General features: G+C 70.4%; 24 protein-coding genes. 11 read left to right on the forward strand and 13 right to left on the reverse strand.

All coding sequences use genetic code 11. The features are described 5' to 3' along the window. The first annotated feature begins 75 nt into the window (after positions 1–75). Genes AMYTH_RS0132550 through AMYTH_RS0132590 form a run of 9 tightly spaced genes read left to right on the forward strand, consistent with a single transcriptional unit; the run spans position 76 to position 9210 of the window. Positions 76–3465, forward strand: coding sequence for a hypothetical protein (locus tag AMYTH_RS0132550; RefSeq protein ID WP_027933742.1), 3390 nt, complete (start codon positions 76–78; stop codon positions 3463–3465). Then, a complete protein-coding gene (locus AMYTH_RS0132555; RefSeq protein WP_027933743.1) occupies positions 3465–6239 on the forward strand; it encodes a hypothetical protein in 2775 nt (924 codons plus the stop codon). Before AMYTH_RS0132550 ends, AMYTH_RS0132555 begins: the two co-directional genes overlap by 1 nt. Before the next feature lie 26 nt (positions 6240–6265). Beyond that, entirely contained in the window at positions 6266–6778 is a 513-nt protein-coding gene (locus AMYTH_RS0132560; protein WP_027933744.1) for a hypothetical protein, read from the forward strand. Between the two features lie 20 nt (positions 6779–6798). Beyond that, on the forward strand, positions 6799–7095 hold the full coding sequence (locus AMYTH_RS0132565) for a hypothetical protein (RefSeq protein WP_027933745.1): 297 nt from the start codon (positions 6799–6801) through the stop codon (positions 7093–7095). A 45-nt stretch (positions 7096–7140) separates the two neighbouring features. Next, positions 7141–7374, forward strand: coding sequence for a hypothetical protein (locus AMYTH_RS0132570; RefSeq protein WP_157360693.1), 234 nt, complete (start codon positions 7141–7143; stop codon positions 7372–7374). Continuing rightward, positions 7371–7988 carry a hypothetical protein gene (locus AMYTH_RS46155; protein ID WP_051362885.1) on the forward strand — a complete coding sequence of 206 codons (618 nt, stop codon included), beginning with the start codon at positions 7371–7373 and terminating at the stop codon, positions 7986–7988. Before AMYTH_RS0132570 ends, AMYTH_RS46155 begins: the two co-directional genes overlap by 4 nt. Before the next feature lie 15 nt (positions 7989–8003). Further along, positions 8004–8147, forward strand: a complete 144-nt coding sequence (locus AMYTH_RS49180) for a hypothetical protein (protein WP_157360694.1) — start codon at positions 8004–8006, stop codon at positions 8145–8147. After that, a complete protein-coding gene (locus AMYTH_RS47280; RefSeq protein ID WP_051362886.1) occupies positions 8147–8848 on the forward strand; it encodes a peptidoglycan-binding domain-containing protein in 702 nt (233 codons plus the stop codon). The genes AMYTH_RS49180 and AMYTH_RS47280 overlap by 1 nt, the downstream gene beginning before the upstream one ends. Positions 8849–8859: 11 nt before the next feature. Next, positions 8860–9210, forward strand: coding sequence for a hypothetical protein (locus tag AMYTH_RS0132590; protein WP_027933747.1), 351 nt, complete (start codon positions 8860–8862; stop codon positions 9208–9210). Between the two features lie 53 nt (positions 9211–9263). Here the strand turns inward: AMYTH_RS0132590 and AMYTH_RS0132595 are convergent, their stop codons facing one another. The 13 genes from AMYTH_RS0132595 to AMYTH_RS0132655 form a co-directional block, all read right to left on the reverse strand. Beyond that, a complete protein-coding gene (locus tag AMYTH_RS0132595; protein ID WP_027933748.1) occupies positions 9264–9572 on the reverse strand; it encodes a hypothetical protein in 309 nt (102 codons plus the stop codon). A gap of 411 nt (positions 9573–9983) precedes the next feature. Further along, on the reverse strand, positions 9984–10142 hold the full coding sequence (locus AMYTH_RS49185; protein WP_157360695.1) for a hypothetical protein: 159 nt from the start codon (positions 10140–10142) through the stop codon (positions 9984–9986). A gap of 22 nt (positions 10143–10164) precedes the next feature. Then, positions 10165–10329, reverse strand: a complete 165-nt coding sequence (locus AMYTH_RS49190; protein ID WP_157360696.1) for a hypothetical protein — start codon at positions 10327–10329, stop codon at positions 10165–10167. A 60-nt stretch (positions 10330–10389) separates the two neighbouring features. Continuing rightward, the gene (locus AMYTH_RS49195) at positions 10390–10557 is read right to left on the reverse strand and encodes a hypothetical protein (protein ID WP_157360697.1); all 168 of its coding nucleotides are present in this window, start codon (positions 10555–10557) and stop codon (positions 10390–10392) included. A gap of 241 nt (positions 10558–10798) precedes the next feature. Then, positions 10799–13030, reverse strand: coding sequence for a hypothetical protein (locus AMYTH_RS46165; RefSeq protein WP_051362887.1), 2232 nt, complete (start codon positions 13028–13030; stop codon positions 10799–10801). Next, a complete protein-coding gene (locus AMYTH_RS47285) occupies positions 13027–13845 on the reverse strand; it encodes a DUF2637 domain-containing protein (RefSeq protein ID WP_051362888.1) in 819 nt (272 codons plus the stop codon). The genes AMYTH_RS46165 and AMYTH_RS47285 overlap by 4 nt, the downstream gene beginning before the upstream one ends. Beyond that, on the reverse strand, positions 13842–14117 hold the full coding sequence (locus AMYTH_RS46175) for a hypothetical protein (RefSeq protein WP_157360698.1): 276 nt from the start codon (positions 14115–14117) through the stop codon (positions 13842–13844). Before AMYTH_RS46175 ends, AMYTH_RS47285 begins: the two co-directional genes overlap by 4 nt. Next, positions 14104–14358, reverse strand: a complete 255-nt coding sequence (locus tag AMYTH_RS0132630) for a hypothetical protein (protein ID WP_027933749.1) — start codon at positions 14356–14358, stop codon at positions 14104–14106. The genes AMYTH_RS46175 and AMYTH_RS0132630 overlap by 14 nt, the downstream gene beginning before the upstream one ends. 60 nt (positions 14359–14418) lie before the next feature. Continuing rightward, positions 14419–14559, reverse strand: a complete 141-nt coding sequence (locus AMYTH_RS49200) for a hypothetical protein (protein WP_157360699.1) — start codon at positions 14557–14559, stop codon at positions 14419–14421. A 293-nt stretch (positions 14560–14852) separates the two neighbouring features. After that, complete coding sequence (locus AMYTH_RS0132640; protein WP_027933750.1) at positions 14853–15104, reverse strand: hypothetical protein; 252 nt, start codon at positions 15102–15104, stop codon at positions 14853–14855. Next, positions 15101–15337: a hypothetical protein gene (locus tag AMYTH_RS0132645; RefSeq protein ID WP_027933751.1), complete on the reverse strand. Its 237-nt coding sequence runs from the start codon at positions 15335–15337 to the stop codon at positions 15101–15103. Before AMYTH_RS0132645 ends, AMYTH_RS0132640 begins: the two co-directional genes overlap by 4 nt. Further along, the gene (locus AMYTH_RS0132650) at positions 15337–15543 is read right to left on the reverse strand and encodes a DUF3039 domain-containing protein (protein ID WP_027933752.1); all 207 of its coding nucleotides are present in this window, start codon (positions 15541–15543) and stop codon (positions 15337–15339) included. The genes AMYTH_RS0132645 and AMYTH_RS0132650 overlap by 1 nt, the downstream gene beginning before the upstream one ends. After that, positions 15540–15986: a hypothetical protein gene (locus AMYTH_RS0132655; protein ID WP_027933753.1), complete on the reverse strand. Its 447-nt coding sequence runs from the start codon at positions 15984–15986 to the stop codon at positions 15540–15542. The genes AMYTH_RS0132650 and AMYTH_RS0132655 overlap by 4 nt, the downstream gene beginning before the upstream one ends. Positions 15987–16138: 152 nt before the next feature. Between AMYTH_RS0132655 and AMYTH_RS0132660 the strand changes: the two genes are divergently transcribed. Both AMYTH_RS0132660 and AMYTH_RS0132665 read left to right on the forward strand, forming a co-directional pair. Next, entirely contained in the window at positions 16139–17029 is an 891-nt protein-coding gene (locus tag AMYTH_RS0132660) for a helix-turn-helix domain-containing protein (RefSeq protein ID WP_228685044.1), read from the forward strand. Then, positions 17026–17229 carry a DUF397 domain-containing protein gene (locus AMYTH_RS0132665; protein WP_037322852.1) on the forward strand — a complete coding sequence of 68 codons (204 nt, stop codon included), beginning with the start codon at positions 17026–17028 and terminating at the stop codon, positions 17227–17229. The genes AMYTH_RS0132660 and AMYTH_RS0132665 overlap by 4 nt, the downstream gene beginning before the upstream one ends. Positions 17230–17246: the final 17 nt, after the last annotated feature.

The raw sequence follows: 17246 nt of genomic DNA on the forward strand, positions 1-17246 counted from the left end.
TCGCCGCCCCAGCCGACCCGCTATGGCACCTGCTCGCCGTCGAGCACCTGGGAATGAGGGAGGAGGTGGCCTGAGGTGGCCAACGAGGTCGAGATCCGCGTTACCGCGAAGGACGTCGGCGCGGCCAAGACCTTCGAGAAGGTCCGGCGCGACGCCCGCACGGCTGGCACCCGCGCGGGCGACGAGTTCGCGGGCTCATTCTCAGGCACCCTCGACCAGGGCACCGCGAAGATCGGGCAGCGGCTCGGCAAGAAGATCGCCGACGACACCGCGAAGGCCGCCCGCGCACAGAAGCCGATCGAACTGCCGGCCACCGCGGACAACCCGATCGACGCGGCCTGGCGGGCGAAGGTCGAAGCGTCGCTCAGGGCCACCGCGAAGCAGGCGCTGGAAATCCCGGTGTCTCCCGAGAGCGAGACCTTCCGGCGCGAGCTGGGCCGGCTGATGGAGCAGGCGACGCGATCGGCGAGGGCCGAGATCCCCGTCGACGTGGCCGAGGCTGCCGAGTTCAAGCGGCAGGTCGAGGCCCTGGCCGCGATCCTCTCGGACGAGGTCACCGTCCGAGTGCCCGTCGAGGTGGACAACCAGTCGCTCGCGAAGGTGGCGGGCGACGTTGAGAAGGCCACCGAGCAGGTCGCCAAACGCGCGAACGCCCAGTTCAAGGCGATGCAGTTCGGGCTGATGTTCGCCGGGCTGCCAGTCGCTGCCGCGGGCGCTGCTGGGCTCGCTGTGGGGGCGCTGGCCGCCGTCCCGCTCGCGTTCACCCAGATCGCCCTCGCCGGCCAGCAGTCCAACCTCCAGGTGACGCAGGCCTGGAGCAAGACGGGGGACCAGCTGGAGGAGCAGCTGAGGGGCTGGTCCGAGCCGTTCGCCGACGACTTCGTCAAGTCCGCGGAGATGGTCCGAGGCCGCGCCGCCCAGCTGTCCCCGCAGATCGCGCAGATCTTCGAGAACAGCGACGACTACCTCCTGCCGTTCACCAACTCCCTGCTGAACGCCACCCAGAACGCCATCCCCGGCTTCGTGGTCGCGAGCCAGCGCGCCGGTGAGCCGATGGCGGCGCTCGGCTACCTCGCGGAGCAGACCGGCTCCGGCCTCACCGCCTTCTTCGTCAACGCCTCCGAGGGCGCCGACGGAGCCGCCGCGGACCTCCGCGTGCTCGGCGACATAGGCCGCGACGCCCTCGGCTTCCTGGGTACCGTCGCCGCGAACCTCGCCGACAACGGCACCCCCGCGCTCTACCAGTTCAGCGACGCCCTCAACGTGGCCGAGGACATGATGGTCGCGGCGACCGCCGCCGGGTCGCCGCTGTACAGCTTCACCAGCGGGTTCATCAGCACCGTGTCCGGCGGCCTCGGCATCCTGCAAGGCTTCGTCGGCCTGATCGGCATGCTGCCCGCCCCGCTCGGCGAAGCGGCCGGCCAGCTCTACGCCGCCTCGAAGATGGCGAACCTGTTCGGCATCAACATCAAGGACGCCTGGAAGGGCGCCGAGGGCGGTGCCGGCCGGTTCCAGACCATCGCGGGCCGGACCGTGCTCGTGCTCGGCCTGATCGGCGCCGCCGCCCAGGTCATGGCGTCCAATGTGGAGCGCGGCCAGACCACCGTGGAGGGGCTGTCCGACTCCCTCGACGACTGGATCGCCAAGGGCAAGGCCTCCGGCGACCTCGCGAAGCTGTTCGGCTCGAACCTCAAAGACCTGTCCGACGCCTTCACCATCCTGAAGAACGACCAGGACGGATGGGTCGAGGGCTTCACCGACTTCACCGGCAACCTCATCGGCGTCGACTCCCGCCTCGACGACGCAAAGAACCGCGTCCAGCAGCTCGACGCTGCGCTGGCGAGCATGGTGCAGAACGGGCAGGCCGAGCAGGCCGGTGCCGCGCTGCAGGCCGCGAGCGAGCAGACCGGCCGCTCGATCGAGGAGCTGACCGGGTTCCTGCCCCAGTACAAGGCCGCCCTGGACGCGGGCGCCGCCGCCGCGGCCAACGCCGGCACCGCGGCGGGCCAGCTGTCCTACTCGCAGAAGCTCGCCCGGCAGGCCACCACGGACCTGTCCACGGCGTTCCAGGGGCTCGGCGACGCGACCGCGGACGTCACCACGAAGGGCAAGCTGCTGCAGCAGGTCCTCGACACCCTGACCGGCCGGACGCCCTCCTTCGAAGAGGCCACGCAGACCATCAACGACTCCCTCCGCGGCCTCGGGGACAACTTCAAGACCAGCGAGGACCGGGCGAACGGGTTCGGTGCGGCGCTGCTCAACGCCGACGGCACGGTCAACACCGCCACCCGCAACGGCTCCGCGCTCCAGGACACCCTGGAGACCCTGCAGGGCGGGTTCGCCAACGCGAGCGTCGCGATCGACGACCTGGTCAAGGGCGGCATGAGCTACGACGCCGCGGCGAAGCAGGTCAACGACACCCTCGCGGTCCAGCGGCAGCGGTTCATCGACCAGCACGCCGTCATGGGCCTCACCCGCCAGCAGGCCGAGGCGCTCGCGAACCAGTACGGCCTGTTCCCCACGAACGTCGCCACGATGTTCACCCAGCCCGGCATGCCCGGAGCCCAGCAGGCCGCAGACCTGCTGCGCGGGAAGGTGCTCGCGGTCCCGAACCAGTGGACCACCATCACCACGGCGCTCACCGCGGACGCCGTCGCCAAGCTGGAAGCGCTCGGGTTCCAGGTTCGGAACCTGCCCAACGGCGACGTCGAGGTCATCGCTCTCACCGCCTCGGCGGAGGCCAAGATCGGGCAGCTCGTCAAGACGCGCAGCATGAACATCGAGGTCAACTACGTCACCGGCTACGCAGGTGTCTCCACCGGCATGAAGCAGGGGCCACGCGCAATCGGCGGCGTCGACATCCCCGGCGCGGTCCCGATGGCCGAAGGCGGTGTGATCGAGCAGATCCCGCACATCGCGACCGTGGTGCCGCCGAACATGCCCCGCCTGATCGGCGACAACATGCGCGTCCCCGAGGCGTTCATCCCGCTCGACCCCAGCTCACAGCGGTCGCAGTCGATCCTCGCGTACGCGAACCAGGCCATGGGCAACCCGACCGGGGACGCGCGCGGCATGGCCGACGGCGGCCTGATCGCCGCCGCGCAGGAGGTCTACAACCACTGGCGCAACGGCGGCCAGGTCTTCGAGGACTTCAGCTTCTACGGCAACAGCGCGAACGTCCGCGCCTACAACGACGAGCTCGCCGCGATGTACCACGGCGGCGACCTCGACAAGTTCTTCGCCGGTGTGATCGGAGCTGGCGCCCGCACGGGCGGCGGGGTGACCCCGGTCCGGCGGGCGTCGCCCGGGAACCAGCCTGCGCGCACCAGCTCGACTGGCCCCACGATCGTCACCTTCGACACCAGCGGCGCGCCCCCGCTGGTCCAGGCGCTCATCGCCGAGCTGCAGAAGTACGTCCACGTCAACGGCGGCAACGTCCAGACCGCGATCATGGGAGCCCGCTGATGGCCGGGCTCATCGACAAGCGCGTCGAGCTGTACCTCGACGACTGGGTCGACGTCACGAGAGACGTCCGCGGGGACGCCGGGATCGAGATCGTCCGCGGCCGGCAGAACGAGACGACCAAGCAGACCACCGCGTCGCAGTGCCGCTTCCGGCTCAAGAACGGCGAGGACTGCTCGATCGGCGCGCGCGGCTACGAGCCGCGCTACGCGGCCAGCCCGCACTTCGGCAAGCTCGGCCGCGCCACCCCGGTCCGCGTCGGGATCCGCACCGCCTACGACACCTTCACCCGCACCATCTCCGGCGGGTGGGGCACCGCGGACCGCGGCGGCGGCTGGACGTTCGGCGGGATCGGCTGGGTCGCCTCGGACTTCAGCGTCGCGTCCGGCGTCGGCCGGCACTCCGTGTCCGCCGCGACGAACTATCGCGTCACCTACCTCACCACGTTCAAGCAGCGCGACGCGGACGTGAAGGTCAACTTCACGCTGCCCATCGGCGCACCCAGTGGCGGCGCGGTCGAGCCCGCGAACCTGGTCCTGCGGCTCGTCGACATCTCGAACTACTACACCGTCCGCGTGTCGGTCGCGCCCACCACCGGCGCCATCACCCTCGACCTCTACAAGGTCGTCGCCAACACCTACACCAGCCTCGTCGGCGCCACCCCCACGGGCCTGTTCTACGACACCGCCGGCACCTCCTTCACCGTCCGCGCGGTCGCCGAAGGCCAGGAGATCCGGGCCAAGATCTGGCGGGCCGGCCAGCCCGAGCCGTACGGCTGGGGCGTCCGGGTCCGCGACACCACGTTCCCGGCCGCGGGCAGCGTCGGTGTCCGGTCCGCACTCGCGGCTGGCAACACCAACACGCCGCTCGTGTTCAGCTACGACAACTTCGAGGTCATGCACCCGCGGTTCGCCGGGGAGATCGCCGACATCGTCCCGAACCGCGACACCACCGGGAAAGCCCGCTGGGTCGACGTCGAGGCCGCGGGCATCCTCCGCCGCCTGCAGGCGGGGGACTCGCCGCTGCAGTCGTCGCTTCGGCGCGCCTACGTCACCACCACGGACAACCCGCCTGTGGCGTACTGGCCGCTGGAGGACGGGCGGGACAGTGCTCAGTTCGCCTCGCCGATCCGCGGCGTGGCCCCGATGACCATCACCCAGGGCACCGTCAACGCCGGCGCCTACTCCGGGTTCGCCGGGTCCGCCCCGATCGCGCAGCTGGCCGACGGCACGCTGTGGGGACAGGTGCCCAACCACGCGGACGGCTACGGCCAAGTCCGGATGCTCATCCACGTGCCGGACACCGGGCTCGCCGACCTCGAAGCGATCGCCACCATCCACACCACGGGCAGCATCTACCGGTGGCGCATCGTCTACGGCGCCAGCTTCGGCGGCACTCTGCGGATGACTGCCTTCGACCGCACCGTCACCCTCGTCCACACCGGCGACTGGCTGACCCAGGACTTCAACGGCAAAAACTGGCTGCTGTCGATCGAGCTGCGCCAGGTCGGGGCGAACATCGAGTACGGCATCTGGCGTGTCGAGGCCGGGGTCAACCAGGGCAACGGCGGGACCGGCGTCATCTCGAACCAGACGCTCGGCCACGTGTCCGACGTGTTCATCGGCCCTGACAAGGACATCAGCGGCATGGCCGTGGGGCACGTCGCGGTGCAGCCCATCGAGGACAGCGTCTTCACCTTCGGGCCGATGATCGACGGCATGCGCGGCGAGTACGCGCCCGACCGGATCAGCCGCCTCGGCACCGAGAACGGGTTCGACGTCGCCGTCCAGCGCGGCACCGAAGCCACCGAGCCGTGGACACGCCTCGGCCCTCAGCCCATCGCGAGCCTCACCGACGTCCTCGACGAATCCGCTCGGGCGGACCTCGGGCTGCTGTTCGACAACCGCGCCACCACCGACCTCACCTACCGCACCTACCCGTCGCTCCTGTCGCAGCAGCCGGTGCTCCTGCTCGACGCCAGCAACGGCGAGCTGGCGCAGCCGCCGCAGCCGGTCGACGACGACCAGAACCTCACCAACGACGTCACCGCCCAGCGGAACAACGGCGGCTTCTACCGTGCCACGGAGACGGAAGGGCGCCTCAGCACCACTCGGCCGGAGGACGGCGGCGTCGGCACCTACTCCTCGTCGACGAGCTACAACGTCCGCTACGACAGCTACCTCCCCGACCTGGCCGGGTGGGCGCTGCACCTAGGCACGGTCGACGCCGCCCGCTACCCGCGGATCCCGATCGCCCTGCACAACGAGCGCGTCAACGCCAGCAAGCCGGACCTGCGGCGCCAGGCGCTCGATCTGCAGATCGGCGACCTCATCGCCATCGACCACCTGGACCCCGATCGCGTGCTGGTCTTGACGCTCGGCTCGACGGAGCTGATCGGAAACATGACCCACGACCTGGTCTTCACCTGCCAACCCGGCGAGCCCTGGAACGTCGGCACCGCGGACGGCGCGGACAGCCGCGCCGACTCCGACGCGTCCGAGCTGGTGTCCGCCCTCACCGCGACCGCGACCGCGTTCTTTGTCGCGACCGCCCCCGGCAGCCCGCGGTGGATCGACTCCGCGACCTACGGCTCCGAGTTCCCGTTCGACATCCGCGTCGGCGGCGAGGTCATGCGCGTCACCGCCATCACCGGCACCACGAGCCCGCAGACCTTCACCGTCCAGCGCTCGATCAACGGCGTCGTCAAGGCGCACACCGCACTCACGCCCGTCACGCTCGCCAACCCGGTCTACGCGGGCGCCGGAACCGAAGCATAGGAGGCGACACCGTGATTCTCGCGGGCATGAAGACCACCGCGCAGCGGCTCAACGAGGCACTCGACGTGCCGGCCTGCACCGTGGTCATGACCGGCACTCAGGCGATCACGACGAGCGTCGACACGGACGTCTCGTGGTCCGGCGTGGACGGGATCAACTGGACAGACGCCAACGGCAACCCGATGTGGTCCGCGGCCAACCCGACCCGCATCACGATCCGCAAGGACGGGATCTACCGGATCGGGTTCGAGCTGCACTACGCCGTGACCGACGTCGACGGGAAGCGAGTCGCCTCGCTCACCCGGAATAACACCGGCGTGCCAACGAACACCGCGACCAAGGCGTTCGACTCCTCGCGTTTCAACACGCTGAACGACCCCTCGCCGCTGGGCAGCCACCGCGAAACCCCCCTGAACGTTGGGGACATCCTGCGGCTCTCGACCTGGCAGAACTCCGGGTCCACCCAGAACGTCATCGGCAACACGATCGAGGGCATGAGCTTCATGTACGCCGTCTGGGACCGCCCCCTCATCTCCTAACGCACCGAAAGGGACAGACCGTGCCGACCATCAAAATCACCGACGCCCCGCCCGTCACTGAAGTCCGCCAGTGGGCAGGCGACGTCGCCGAGATCGAGGAGTTCGTCGGCGCCCCAGTCCGGCTCAACGACGACGGCAGCATCACCGTCCGGCCCGAGCAGACCGGGTACATGACCGTCGCCCCGGGCGACTGGATCAGCCGCGATGGCTACTCGGTGTTCTCCGATGCCCGCATCACCGCCGGCCGCTACCAGATCGTCGAGGGCGACGGCCCCTACTCCTACGCCATCAGCAGCACGACGCCAACACCGAGCTGAGCCAGGGAAATTCACACGTCATGTCTGGAATGGATGGAGGTGGCCTTGAGTGACTTCGCGTCGTTGCTCACCAGCATCGCGGCGGTCATCTCCGCGGTCAGCGGTCTCGTCATCGGGGTCCTCGCCCTCACACGGGGGTCGGCCAAGGAGCGCGAGCAAGCAGCGCAGTACGCCATCGACCGGGTCCTCGGGAACGACGACGAGGACGAAGACGACGAGCGCCGCGAGGCGATCGACCAGCTCCTCGAGGAGCTGCGGAAGCGGGGTGACGAGTCGTGACGCCTGACCGCGTGAAGGACACGATCGTCGTCCCTGCTGCATCTCGGGCACGGGACAGCCGGATGCACCGCCTGCTCTGGCTCGCGTTCGCGCTTCTCGCCGCGGCCGCTATCGCGATGTTCGTGCGCAGTGAGCTCCTGCGCGGGGAGGTTGAGCACCTGTCCGCGCGGTCGGACCAGAACTCGGCCGCCGCCCAGCAGCTCGCCGACCAAGTCCGTGCGCTCGGCGCCGTGCCGGTGGCCCAGCCCGCCAGCGGCCCTGCAGGGGCGACCGGCGCACGCGGCCCTGCCGGACCGGCAGGGCCGCCTGGCCAGAAGGGCGACAAGGGCGACAAGGGCGATCCGGGATCTGCAGGGGCCGCTGGCGCAGACGGCAAGGACGGGGCCGACGGAACGGATGGCAAGGACGGGGCTGACGGCGAGGACGGCGCGGAGGGGCCTGCCGGGCCCGCCGGACCGCCCGGCGAGCAGGGACCCGCTGGCCCACCAGGCGCACAGGGGCCGCCCGGACCGACCTGCCCGGAGGGCTACACAGCTCAGTCGCGTGAGCAGGGCGACGAGACCTGGTGGGTGTGCGTCGCTGACGACGCCGAGCCGCCAACGGAAGAACCGTAGAGGAAGGAGCGGGCGATGCCCGAGCAGCAGGAGGAGCCCACGGCCGTGACCGCGGGCGAGGAGACCCACGAGGACCCCTGGGCCTACGCCGGCGAGGACGCCGATGCGCCCGCCGACACCGGCCGTCCCGCGGACGAGCCCGCAGGCGGTGACGCCTGATGGTGAACTGGCGCCTGGCCTACGCCCTGGTCGACCTCCGCAACGAGGTCAACACCAGGTGGCCCAACCGCGACAAGACCAGCGACGGCACGATCGGCGACGCCGCGCACGCCTCCCGATCGTCCGACCACAACCCGTGGGTCATCGACCGCGAGGACGGCCTGGGCGTGGTGCGCGCCCTGGACATCGACGTCGACGGCATCGACGCCGGGTGGCTCGCGGAGTACCTGCGGCAGCGCGGCCTGACCGGCCACGACGGCCGCACCGGCGACCACCGGCTGATCGGCGGCGGCTACGTGATCTTCAACCGCCGGATCACCAAGCCCGACTTCTCGGGCTGGAAGGTCTACACCGGCTCCAACCCGCACACCAGCCACGTGCACGTGAGCCTGACCCAGACCGGCGCCTACGACGACCGGGCCGGGTGGGGCATCGCGGGCGGCGGCCCGGCCACCCCGGCACCGCCGCCGTCGACGGGCGGGAGCTCGAGCAAGCCGACCATCCGGCGCGGTTCGACCGGCGCGGCGGTGACCCAGCTGCAGCAGACGCTCAACCGCGGCTACCCGGCCTACTCGAAGCTGACCGTCGACGGGGTGTTCGGCGCCAAGACCGAGGCGGTCGTCAAGGAGTTCCAGCGGCGATCCGGCCTGGTCGTCGACGGGATCGTCGGGCCCAGGACCTGGGCCCGGCTCGGATACTGAGAGGACTTCTCATGAGCGACAAGCTCACTTCCATCGTCCGGACCATCGTGCCGGGCGCGTGGGCCACGCTGGTGGCGTGGCTGGTCGGGCTCGGGCTCCCGGACGTCGTGACGGGCTGGCTGTCCGGGCTCGGCGGGCGGGTGACCGAGCTGGTCGCCCTGGTGGTCGTGTACGTGTTCGTCCGCTGGGTCGAACCGCGGGTACCGAGTTGGCTGGCCGCATTGCTGCTCGGCTCATCGAAGGCGCCGACTTACAACAAGCTGACCGTGAGCGCGGCCGACGTGGCCTCGGTGCTGGACACCCTCGCGGCGTACGGCAAGAGCGCCGAGCAGCAAGCTGCGCTCCTGCGCCGCGGCACCTGACGGGTCGAGTGCACGTGAGGCCCCGCGCCGGCATCTGTGCGGCGCGGGGCCTTCTACGTGCCTTGGTACTTCGGGCGCTTCCGGGCGGGCCGGGGAAGACCGGCCGCCTGCCACATCGCGTCCTCGTCGCGGGCCACACGCCATGAGGACTGTGGCGCGCGAGCGCGGTAGCACGCCCAGCACGTGTACTCGACCATGCCGCCGTCGTCCGGGCTCCATCCCTCGCGGAACGAGCCCGGCGCGCTGAGGTCGTGGTTGGCGAACGGGCAGCGCTCGGGCGGCACGCGGCCGACCGACGGCCGCTTCTCGCCCGGCTCCCACCGCTCGACGCCGATGATCGGCGAGGACACGAACTCGCTCATGTGTTCGATTCTCGTTCGGGGCCTGCGTCCCGACCAGACCCAAGCGGGCGATAGTCCAGCACGAACCCGTGCCACGTCATGTGTGCGGCCACGCCGGCGACCCGCTTCTCGACCTGGGCGGGTATGTCCGGCACCTCTGGCCGCCACCGGAAGTTGCAGTTGCGGCACGTCGCCCGCCAGTCGTAGCGGCGCCGGCCGACGAAGGTGACGTGAAGCGCTTGGGCGGGGTGGTCACATGGCATGCTGGCTCACCGTTTCGCTGCCCGGTGCGCCCGGACGCAGGCGCGGCAATCGCCCCAGTAGAACCAGCGGTCTCGCCACCGGCCCCTCGCGTAGCGGATGCCGCACCAGGTGACCGCGCTGCCGTCCTTGTTCTGCGCTCGCATCCAATGAGCAGGCATCGTCGTCTCCCTACCGCTTGCCCGCGTAGCGCCGGTTGAGCTCTCGGACGCACCTGCCGCAGTCGATCCGCGAGTTCCGCGCGATCTTCGCCGTCGCGCTCATCCGCTTCCCGCACAGCGCCAGCCGGTCGACGCACGCGTGCACCGTGCCGAACAGCCACTCCCGCATCCCCAACTCCATGGCCAGCCCCTCACGCCGGGTAGATCGGCCGGTTGTCGCGCATCCACTGCGCGTCCTCGATCTCCGTCTTCGTCGGCGGCCGAGGTCCGTTCCTCTCCTCGGCGATCCCCTTCGCGAGGGCGTCCATCACCTGCTTCACCTTGGCCTCGTCCACCGGCGCTGGCTTCTTGCTCATCCCATCGCTCCCTTCCGCCCCCGAAAACCGCCCTGACTTGCGGCTTAGGGCTCTAGCGGCTCAGTACCCGCGCTCCTTCAGGAGCTTCTGGACCCGCTTCTCATAGACCTTCGGCTGGCCGATGTCGCGGCCGAGCTGCCGAAGCCGCGCCACCTCCTGTGCGTCGTACTGGTCGCGGTGATGACGCGCCTCAATCGCGGGCCGCTCGTCCTCCGGGATCTCCGTCATCTCGCCTCCTCTCACAGGTCGAGCCGTCGGGCGAGTACCTCGACGACGTCACTTTCTGTACTTGCAACACGGGTGGATCATTGGGTGACGGCCAGGGTGATCACGATGAAGCGAGGTGAATCCTCACCATGCCGGCCACCTGGGCTGGTCACCCGTCCTGAACAGGGGAAATGTGAGGAAGGTGATCGAGGTGAGCGGGGTGGAAGCCCTATCCCGCACCTGATCAAGCTACCCGTTTCCGTCATTGCAGGTCGTCCTCCTGACCGCGCGCGGCGACCGCTTGACGGACACGCTCCGTGCGCACCATCGGGTAGCCGCCCTGGCTGCCGCGTTTCACGCCGAGCTGCTCGAGTTGCTCGACCAGCGCCTCCCCAGTCAGGTCCTCGTACGCCCGGTAGCCCGGCGCCAGCTCGCGCAGCCGACGCGGCACGTCCGCCGCGCGCACCGCCGACTCGGTGCCGAGCACGGCAAGCACGTCGTCGAGCAGGTCCCGCGCTGCCGGCCGAGCCGCCGCTGCCGCGCGCAAGGCCTTCGCGCGGTCGGCGATGTCGTAGGCCTGCTCCGTCGAGATGTAGTGGGTCCGGACCGTGGTATGCGTCGCGCCGTTCGGCAGGTCCATCGACTCGCCGGGCGCGAGCACGACGGTGCCGCGGTCGAGCCCGGCACGCAGGGCGTGCGGCGCGGCGCCCGTGTCGACGGCTGCCTCGCCGAGGGCCATCTTGGCGATGGACTCGGTGCCGACGTACAGGCTGGCGCGGATCATCGCGCCCTCGCGCACGAGGACGGGCAGGTTGCGGTTCGTCGGGTTCTGCGCGAACTCGAGGAAGTGGATGTTGACCGCGCGGGCCTGGTCGTGCAGGGCCTGCGCGGCGCGCGCGGCGCGCGACTTCTTCCCGTCGCCGCCGATCTCCCCGCCGTCGGGGTGGACGGTGGCGCAGGTGAACAGCTTCTGGATCTCGTCGACGACGATGAACAGCGGTTCGAACCCGGAGCCGGGCAGTGACGAGGCGCGGTCGATGTCGCCCTTGCGACCCATCGCGCGCCACCGGTCGTAACGGCGCTGCATCTCCGCGACCGCCCATTCGAGCATGTCGCAGGTCGCGATGAAGTTCTCGTCGCCCGCGCCCTCGATCAGCTCCTCGGCGAGCCCCTCGAACATCGACCAGTCGCCGAACCCCTTGAGGTCGGCGATCCGGATCCTGGTGCTCGGGTCCAGGCCGAGCCACAGCACCAGCGCGCGGGCCGCGGCGGTCTTGCCCTGCTTCGACAGGCCGGCGAGCAGGAAGTGCTGCTGCAGCAGGTTCAGCTCGACCGGGTCGCCCTTGAGACCGACGCCCCAGGGCATCCGGTCGCGGTAGATGTCGACCGGCCCGAAGTCCGGATCGAGCAGCGGGGACGGCGGTACGTTCTGGTCGAGGGCACCGCTGTTCGCGACCCAGAGCGTGAACACGCGCTCGGAGTCCGGGCTGCCCTCGATGTGGACCTCGTGCGCCTTGCGGTCCAGGTTCCCGGCCAGCGTCTCGCGCACCGCGAGGATCTTCTGGGTGGTCACCTGCGGCGGCAGGGTGATCTCGACCTGCGCGCCGGGCCCGCGCCGGTGGATCATCCCGAGCATCCGCGCCCCGTGATCCGGGTCGGCCTCGATCGCCTTCCGCAGCGGCGTGATCCCGAGATCCCGCAGCGCGGCGGCCACGATCGTCGGGGTGATGTTGACGACCTCGCCGCGCGGCTCGGGCGGGTCCGTCCAGGCCGGCAGGTTCCAGGTCGAGTGCATCCGGCCCTGGTTCCACAGGTACAGCAGGCCACCCGCGGTGACGAGCCCGGCGATGAGGCCGAAGTAGGCAACGACCAGCCAGTACGTCCAGGTGATCGCGTCGACCACCCGCCCGAGCGGCGCGACGATCAGCCCGGCGTCGCCGGCGTGCACGGCGAGGACGACCCCGAGCACGAGGAGCAGCCCCGCCACGGTGCCGAACGCGATCGCGGCGGACTTCGCCAGCTCCTTCGGCGCGCCGAGCAGGTCCATGCGCCGGTCGTGGCGGCGCTGCTTCGCCTGCTCGGCCTTCGCCTCCCACAGCTCCAGCCGGTCGAGGTCCCCGGCCGCCTCCAGCCGGGCCAGGATCCGCTCGTACCGGCTGTTGCTGCGGGCCTCCCACGCGCGCTTCGCCACCACGCTCGCGCCGGCCACGACGTAGGTGCCGTGCCGGAGAAGGACGCGCCCGGCCGCTCTGGTGCGTTCGTGGGTGGCGACCGTGCGCGCGACGCGGGCGACGGTGACGACGTCCTGCCGGTAGCCCTGCAGCCGCTCGAGCGCCTTGGCGCGCTGGAGCCTGGCGTACTCCTCCGCGGATAGGAGTTCGCCCTCCAGCACGTTGGTGTCCGCTGGCTCCAGCTCGTCTCCAGCGCGCCGCAGCGGCAGGTGCCGGACCTCCGCGAGCGGCGCCTCGCCGGGCTCCTCGCGGTCGCTGGTCATGCCGGGCCGACCTCGCTGGAGCCCGCGCTGGACCCTGCTGGTGTGCGCCTGGTGTCGGCTGGAGCCAGCATCGCGAAGCCGCACACCACCATGAGCCCGTCGACCCCGAGCGGGCCCACGAGCGCGCCGAGGGGGGCGTAGTTCCACGACAGCAGCACGTCGTGGATGTGGCCGTAGGAGATGACCGCCCCGACCACCGCCACCAGGCCGACGCCGCAGTAACGCGCCAGCGCCCATCCGAGGCCCTCTGGCCAGCGGGTGCGGGACAGCACCTCGACGGCGATGATCAGCAGGACCGGCCACACCGCGGCACCGAGCTGCGTGTCGAGGCGAGGGGACCAGTCGGGCCCGGCGCCCTCGGGCGGGATCCGGGCGGCCAGAACGTTCGCGGCGATCGACACCACCGAGCCGACGATGAACCCGCACCACGCGACTGCCTTACCGCCCCGCGGCCGGGCGCTGGAGACCGGCTGGTGTGCTCGTTCTCCAGCTGGATCCAGCTCGCCAGCAGGCTCAACTCCTCGACCCGAGGTTCCGTCGGCGACGGCTGGCCGGCCCGCCGTGTCCTCGCTGTCGGGCCCCCGGCCTGGCGGCTCGTCAGGATCGGATGGCGGCTCGCTGGATCCAGCCGGGGCGTCGTCTCCAGCCCGCCGCGCCAGCTCCTCCAGGGCGCGCCGGACCCAGTACTCGTTCAGCCCGGTCCGTTCGATCAGCGTCGGCCGCCCGGGCGCCTTCCTGCCCTCCTTGGTGGCCTGCTGGATCTCCACCTGGACCAGCTGGACAGCGTCCTCCAGCTCCACCACCGGGGTGCTCACTGCGCATCACCACCGGCCGGGCGCAGCTCGTGCACGGCCCACAACACAGCCGCGAGCACGGCCGCCACGGCGAACCACGGCGACACGAACACGGCGAGCACCGTCGGCACGGCCACGCCGCTCAGCTCGAGCAGGTGGTACCCGACCCACGCCACCACCCTCGTCGTGCGGGTGGGGCCGGGGGCCGCCGCGGGGCGGGTGACGAGCTGCCCGCGCGGCTGCACGGCGTGGTCCGGCGCGCTCGGGGTCGGGACGGGGTCAGGCGTAGACATTGCAGGATTCCTTGGCGGGTGTGGTCGGATCGGCGAAGAACTGGTTCACCGGCCTCGCAGGAACGGTGTTGGCGAGCCGGGCGACCGAGCGGTCCACCCGCCGCGCCGCGACCTCGATGACGCGCGCGACGAGAACGAACGGGAGCCGCAGCAGGTGCAGCAACAGGAACAGGTTGAGCGCCGCGACTACCTTGATCAGCGCCCAGGTGCCCTTGGTCTGGAGCACGTCGAACAGAGACATCGCGACCTCCTGGTCGGACGGCGTGGGTTGGCGAGCTGGGTCGCCCACCCAGGCCGGGGGTCACCGCTTTCCGCGGCGATCGGTTCCTTCGAGCTTGCGGATGTCCTTGCTGGACTGGGGCGCGGTCTCGCGCCAGGCGCGCTTGGTCTCGCGCGCGTACTCCTTGGCGGACTCGATGGCGTTTTTCACGGTCTCCTTCACGGCGTGTTCTCCTTCGTTTCGTGGTGGGCCGTCGGGCGGACGTGCGAGTGACCGTCCGCCGCTCGCCGCGATCACTTCGGCCGGTACTTGTCGGATGCGGGGCAGGTCGGGTTCTGACAGCTGCCGCCGGAGATCGGCTGTTTACAGCTCACGCAGGGCATTCGTGCCTCCTGGGTTTCGGTGGGGACGGGCCCGGCCGACGCGTGGGGAGGTTCCTTGGGGGAGGGCGCGCCGGCCGGGGGCTTGGGGGCCCGCGCTCAACCCCAAGGGGGCGGTGGGGGAGCGCGGGCCGGTCACCGACGCTGTAACGCCGGGACCTGGTCGGTGAGGTGCCCGTCGATGACGGGCGTGTCGAGCTGGTCGGCGCGGGTGCGGAGGGCGGTGGCGAGCTGGTCGTTCGCGGTCGCCACGGCGCGCAGCATCTCGGGGCCGGGGACCGCCTCGAAGCTGCCGACCTGGCCGTAGACGCTGACCAGCGTGGCGAGCCGCTTCCCGAGGGCGTGCATGGCGTGCACCAGCTCCTCGTCGGTGGGGTCGTGGCTCACGAGCCTGCTCCTTTCTCCACGTAGACGACGATGGGCGCACAGCGCGGGCACCATGGGCCGCTGTTGTAGGCGTTGGCGACCTGCTCGCGCAGGTGCTTCTCCGGGTTCGGCTTGTCCAGCTCGCATACCGGCGAGACGAAGGTCAGCCGCGGGTCGCCGAGCTGCTGGGCGAGGTAGCGGTGGCGGAGCCCGTCGGTGTATTCGCGGGCCAGCAGCTCGTTGCGGTCGTTCATCACTCGGCTCCCTGGTGGGCGGCTTCGCAGCCCTGGCAGACGCTGATCGGGGGCTTGCGCCGTTCGCGGGCGACGATGTAGCTGGCGCCGCACAGCAGCTGCACGACTGTTCCCGCGCGGGGCTTGCGGTGCAGGCGCGTGCGGTGCTTGTAGCCGCCGACGACCGGCCGGTACGAGGGCAGCGGGAACCACAGGCGCGCGCTCATGGCCGCTTCCGATCGAGGGCGTACTTCACGGCCATCGCCTCACGCACGTTGTCGATGTGCTCATCGGCGCTCTGCAGACCGGGGAGGAACACACGGGGGCCGCCGCCGACCTGGAAGAACACGCGGATGTCGACGACGCCAGCGATGACACGGGTCGTGGCGCCGGCCTTGGTCCGCGCCGCGGTCGGGAACGGAAGCTCCCCGCGGGTGGTGTTCGCGCCGCGCTGGCGGCGCATGGCTTCGGTCGCTGCCTCGCGCACGTTGTTGATGTGCTCGCCGCCGGATTGCAGGCCCGGCAGGATCACCTCGTCGGCGCCGTCGATCTGGAATGCGAGCTGCGCGCCGCCCTGCGTGTCGATGACCCCGGCGGCGACCTGGGTGGCTTCCCCGGATTCCGTCACGGCTGCGGTGAGGAGCTTCGTGACCCATCCTTGGCCGTCCACCGCGCGCCTCCAGTAGTAAAGTGCTGGCCGGAGCGGATGTTTCCAACCGTCTCCGTTGTTTCCGGTTCAATGGAAACACGTGGAAACAGATCGCGCAACCTCGGCTTCAGGGGTCGTGCATTCCGCCGTTGACGTGCCATATGCTGATTGCCGTGGCTGGAAACAAGACGGCGAAGCGGCACGCGCTCAGCACCGCGCTGAAGAATCTGCGTGAGGAGCAGGGGCTGACGCTGCGCGCCCTCGCGGAGAAGGCCGGCTATGAGCACGCCGGCACGATCCAGCGCTGGGAGACGGGGCAGCGGACTCCGCAGCTTGAGGATGTCGGGCGCCTTCTGGACGCGATGGAGGTGCAGGGCGAGCGGCGCGAGGAGGTCATCGCCTACGCGAACGGCACGGACGAGCCGCGGTGGCTGGCGATCACGCTCCCTGAGCAGCGCGCGATGCTGTCGGCGCTGATCGACTTCCAGTCCACGGCGAAGGAGATCGTCGCTGTCTCACCGTTGCTGATCCCTGGTCTGCTGCAGTCCTCCGAGTACATCCGGGCCTTGATGGTCGAAGGTGGCGTCCCAGCCGACGAGCTGGGAACCCGAGTCGCTGTGCGTGTCGGCCGGCGCGACGTGATCACCCGCCGCAACCCTGCGAACCTGACCGCGATCATCGGCGAGGCTGCCTTGCGGCAAGTCATCGGCAGTCGCGAGATCATGGTCGGCCAGCTGCGCTACCTCAACGAGCTGGGTGCGCTGCCGAACGTCGAGATCCGGGTGCTGCCGTTCACCTCCGGCTGGCATCCGGCCCTTGAAGGTCCGTTCACGCTGATCGAGGGCGAGCAGCCCGTCGTGAACCTGGAGAACCGCCGGTCGGGGCTGTTCCTGCACGAAGAGGCCGACCTTGAGCTGTACCGGGACGCCGTGCGCTTCATGCTCGGCGGCGAGATCGAGCGCAAGCGCGGCGAGCCGGGACAGGGGAGGAAGGTGGCGATGAGCCCGGCCGCATCCGCCGAGCTCATCGCCGAAATCGCCAACGAGATGGAGACGACGGCATGAGTCTAGACCCGACCCCCGACATCCCAGGGGGATTCCGAAAGTCGAGTTTCAGCACGAACAACGACAACTGCGTCTACGTCAAGGATCTACCCGGCGGCGGCCGGGTTGTCCTCGACAGCAAGACCGGCATCACCCAGACGTACACCGAGGGCGAGTGGCAGGCGTTCATCGTGGGCGTGAAGGCCGGCGAGTTCGACTGAGCCCGCGCCGCGAGAAG

It is taken from the genome of Amycolatopsis thermoflava N1165 (assembly GCF_000473265.1).
Lineage (GTDB): Bacteria > Actinomycetota > Actinomycetes > Mycobacteriales > Pseudonocardiaceae > Amycolatopsis_E > Amycolatopsis_E thermoflava.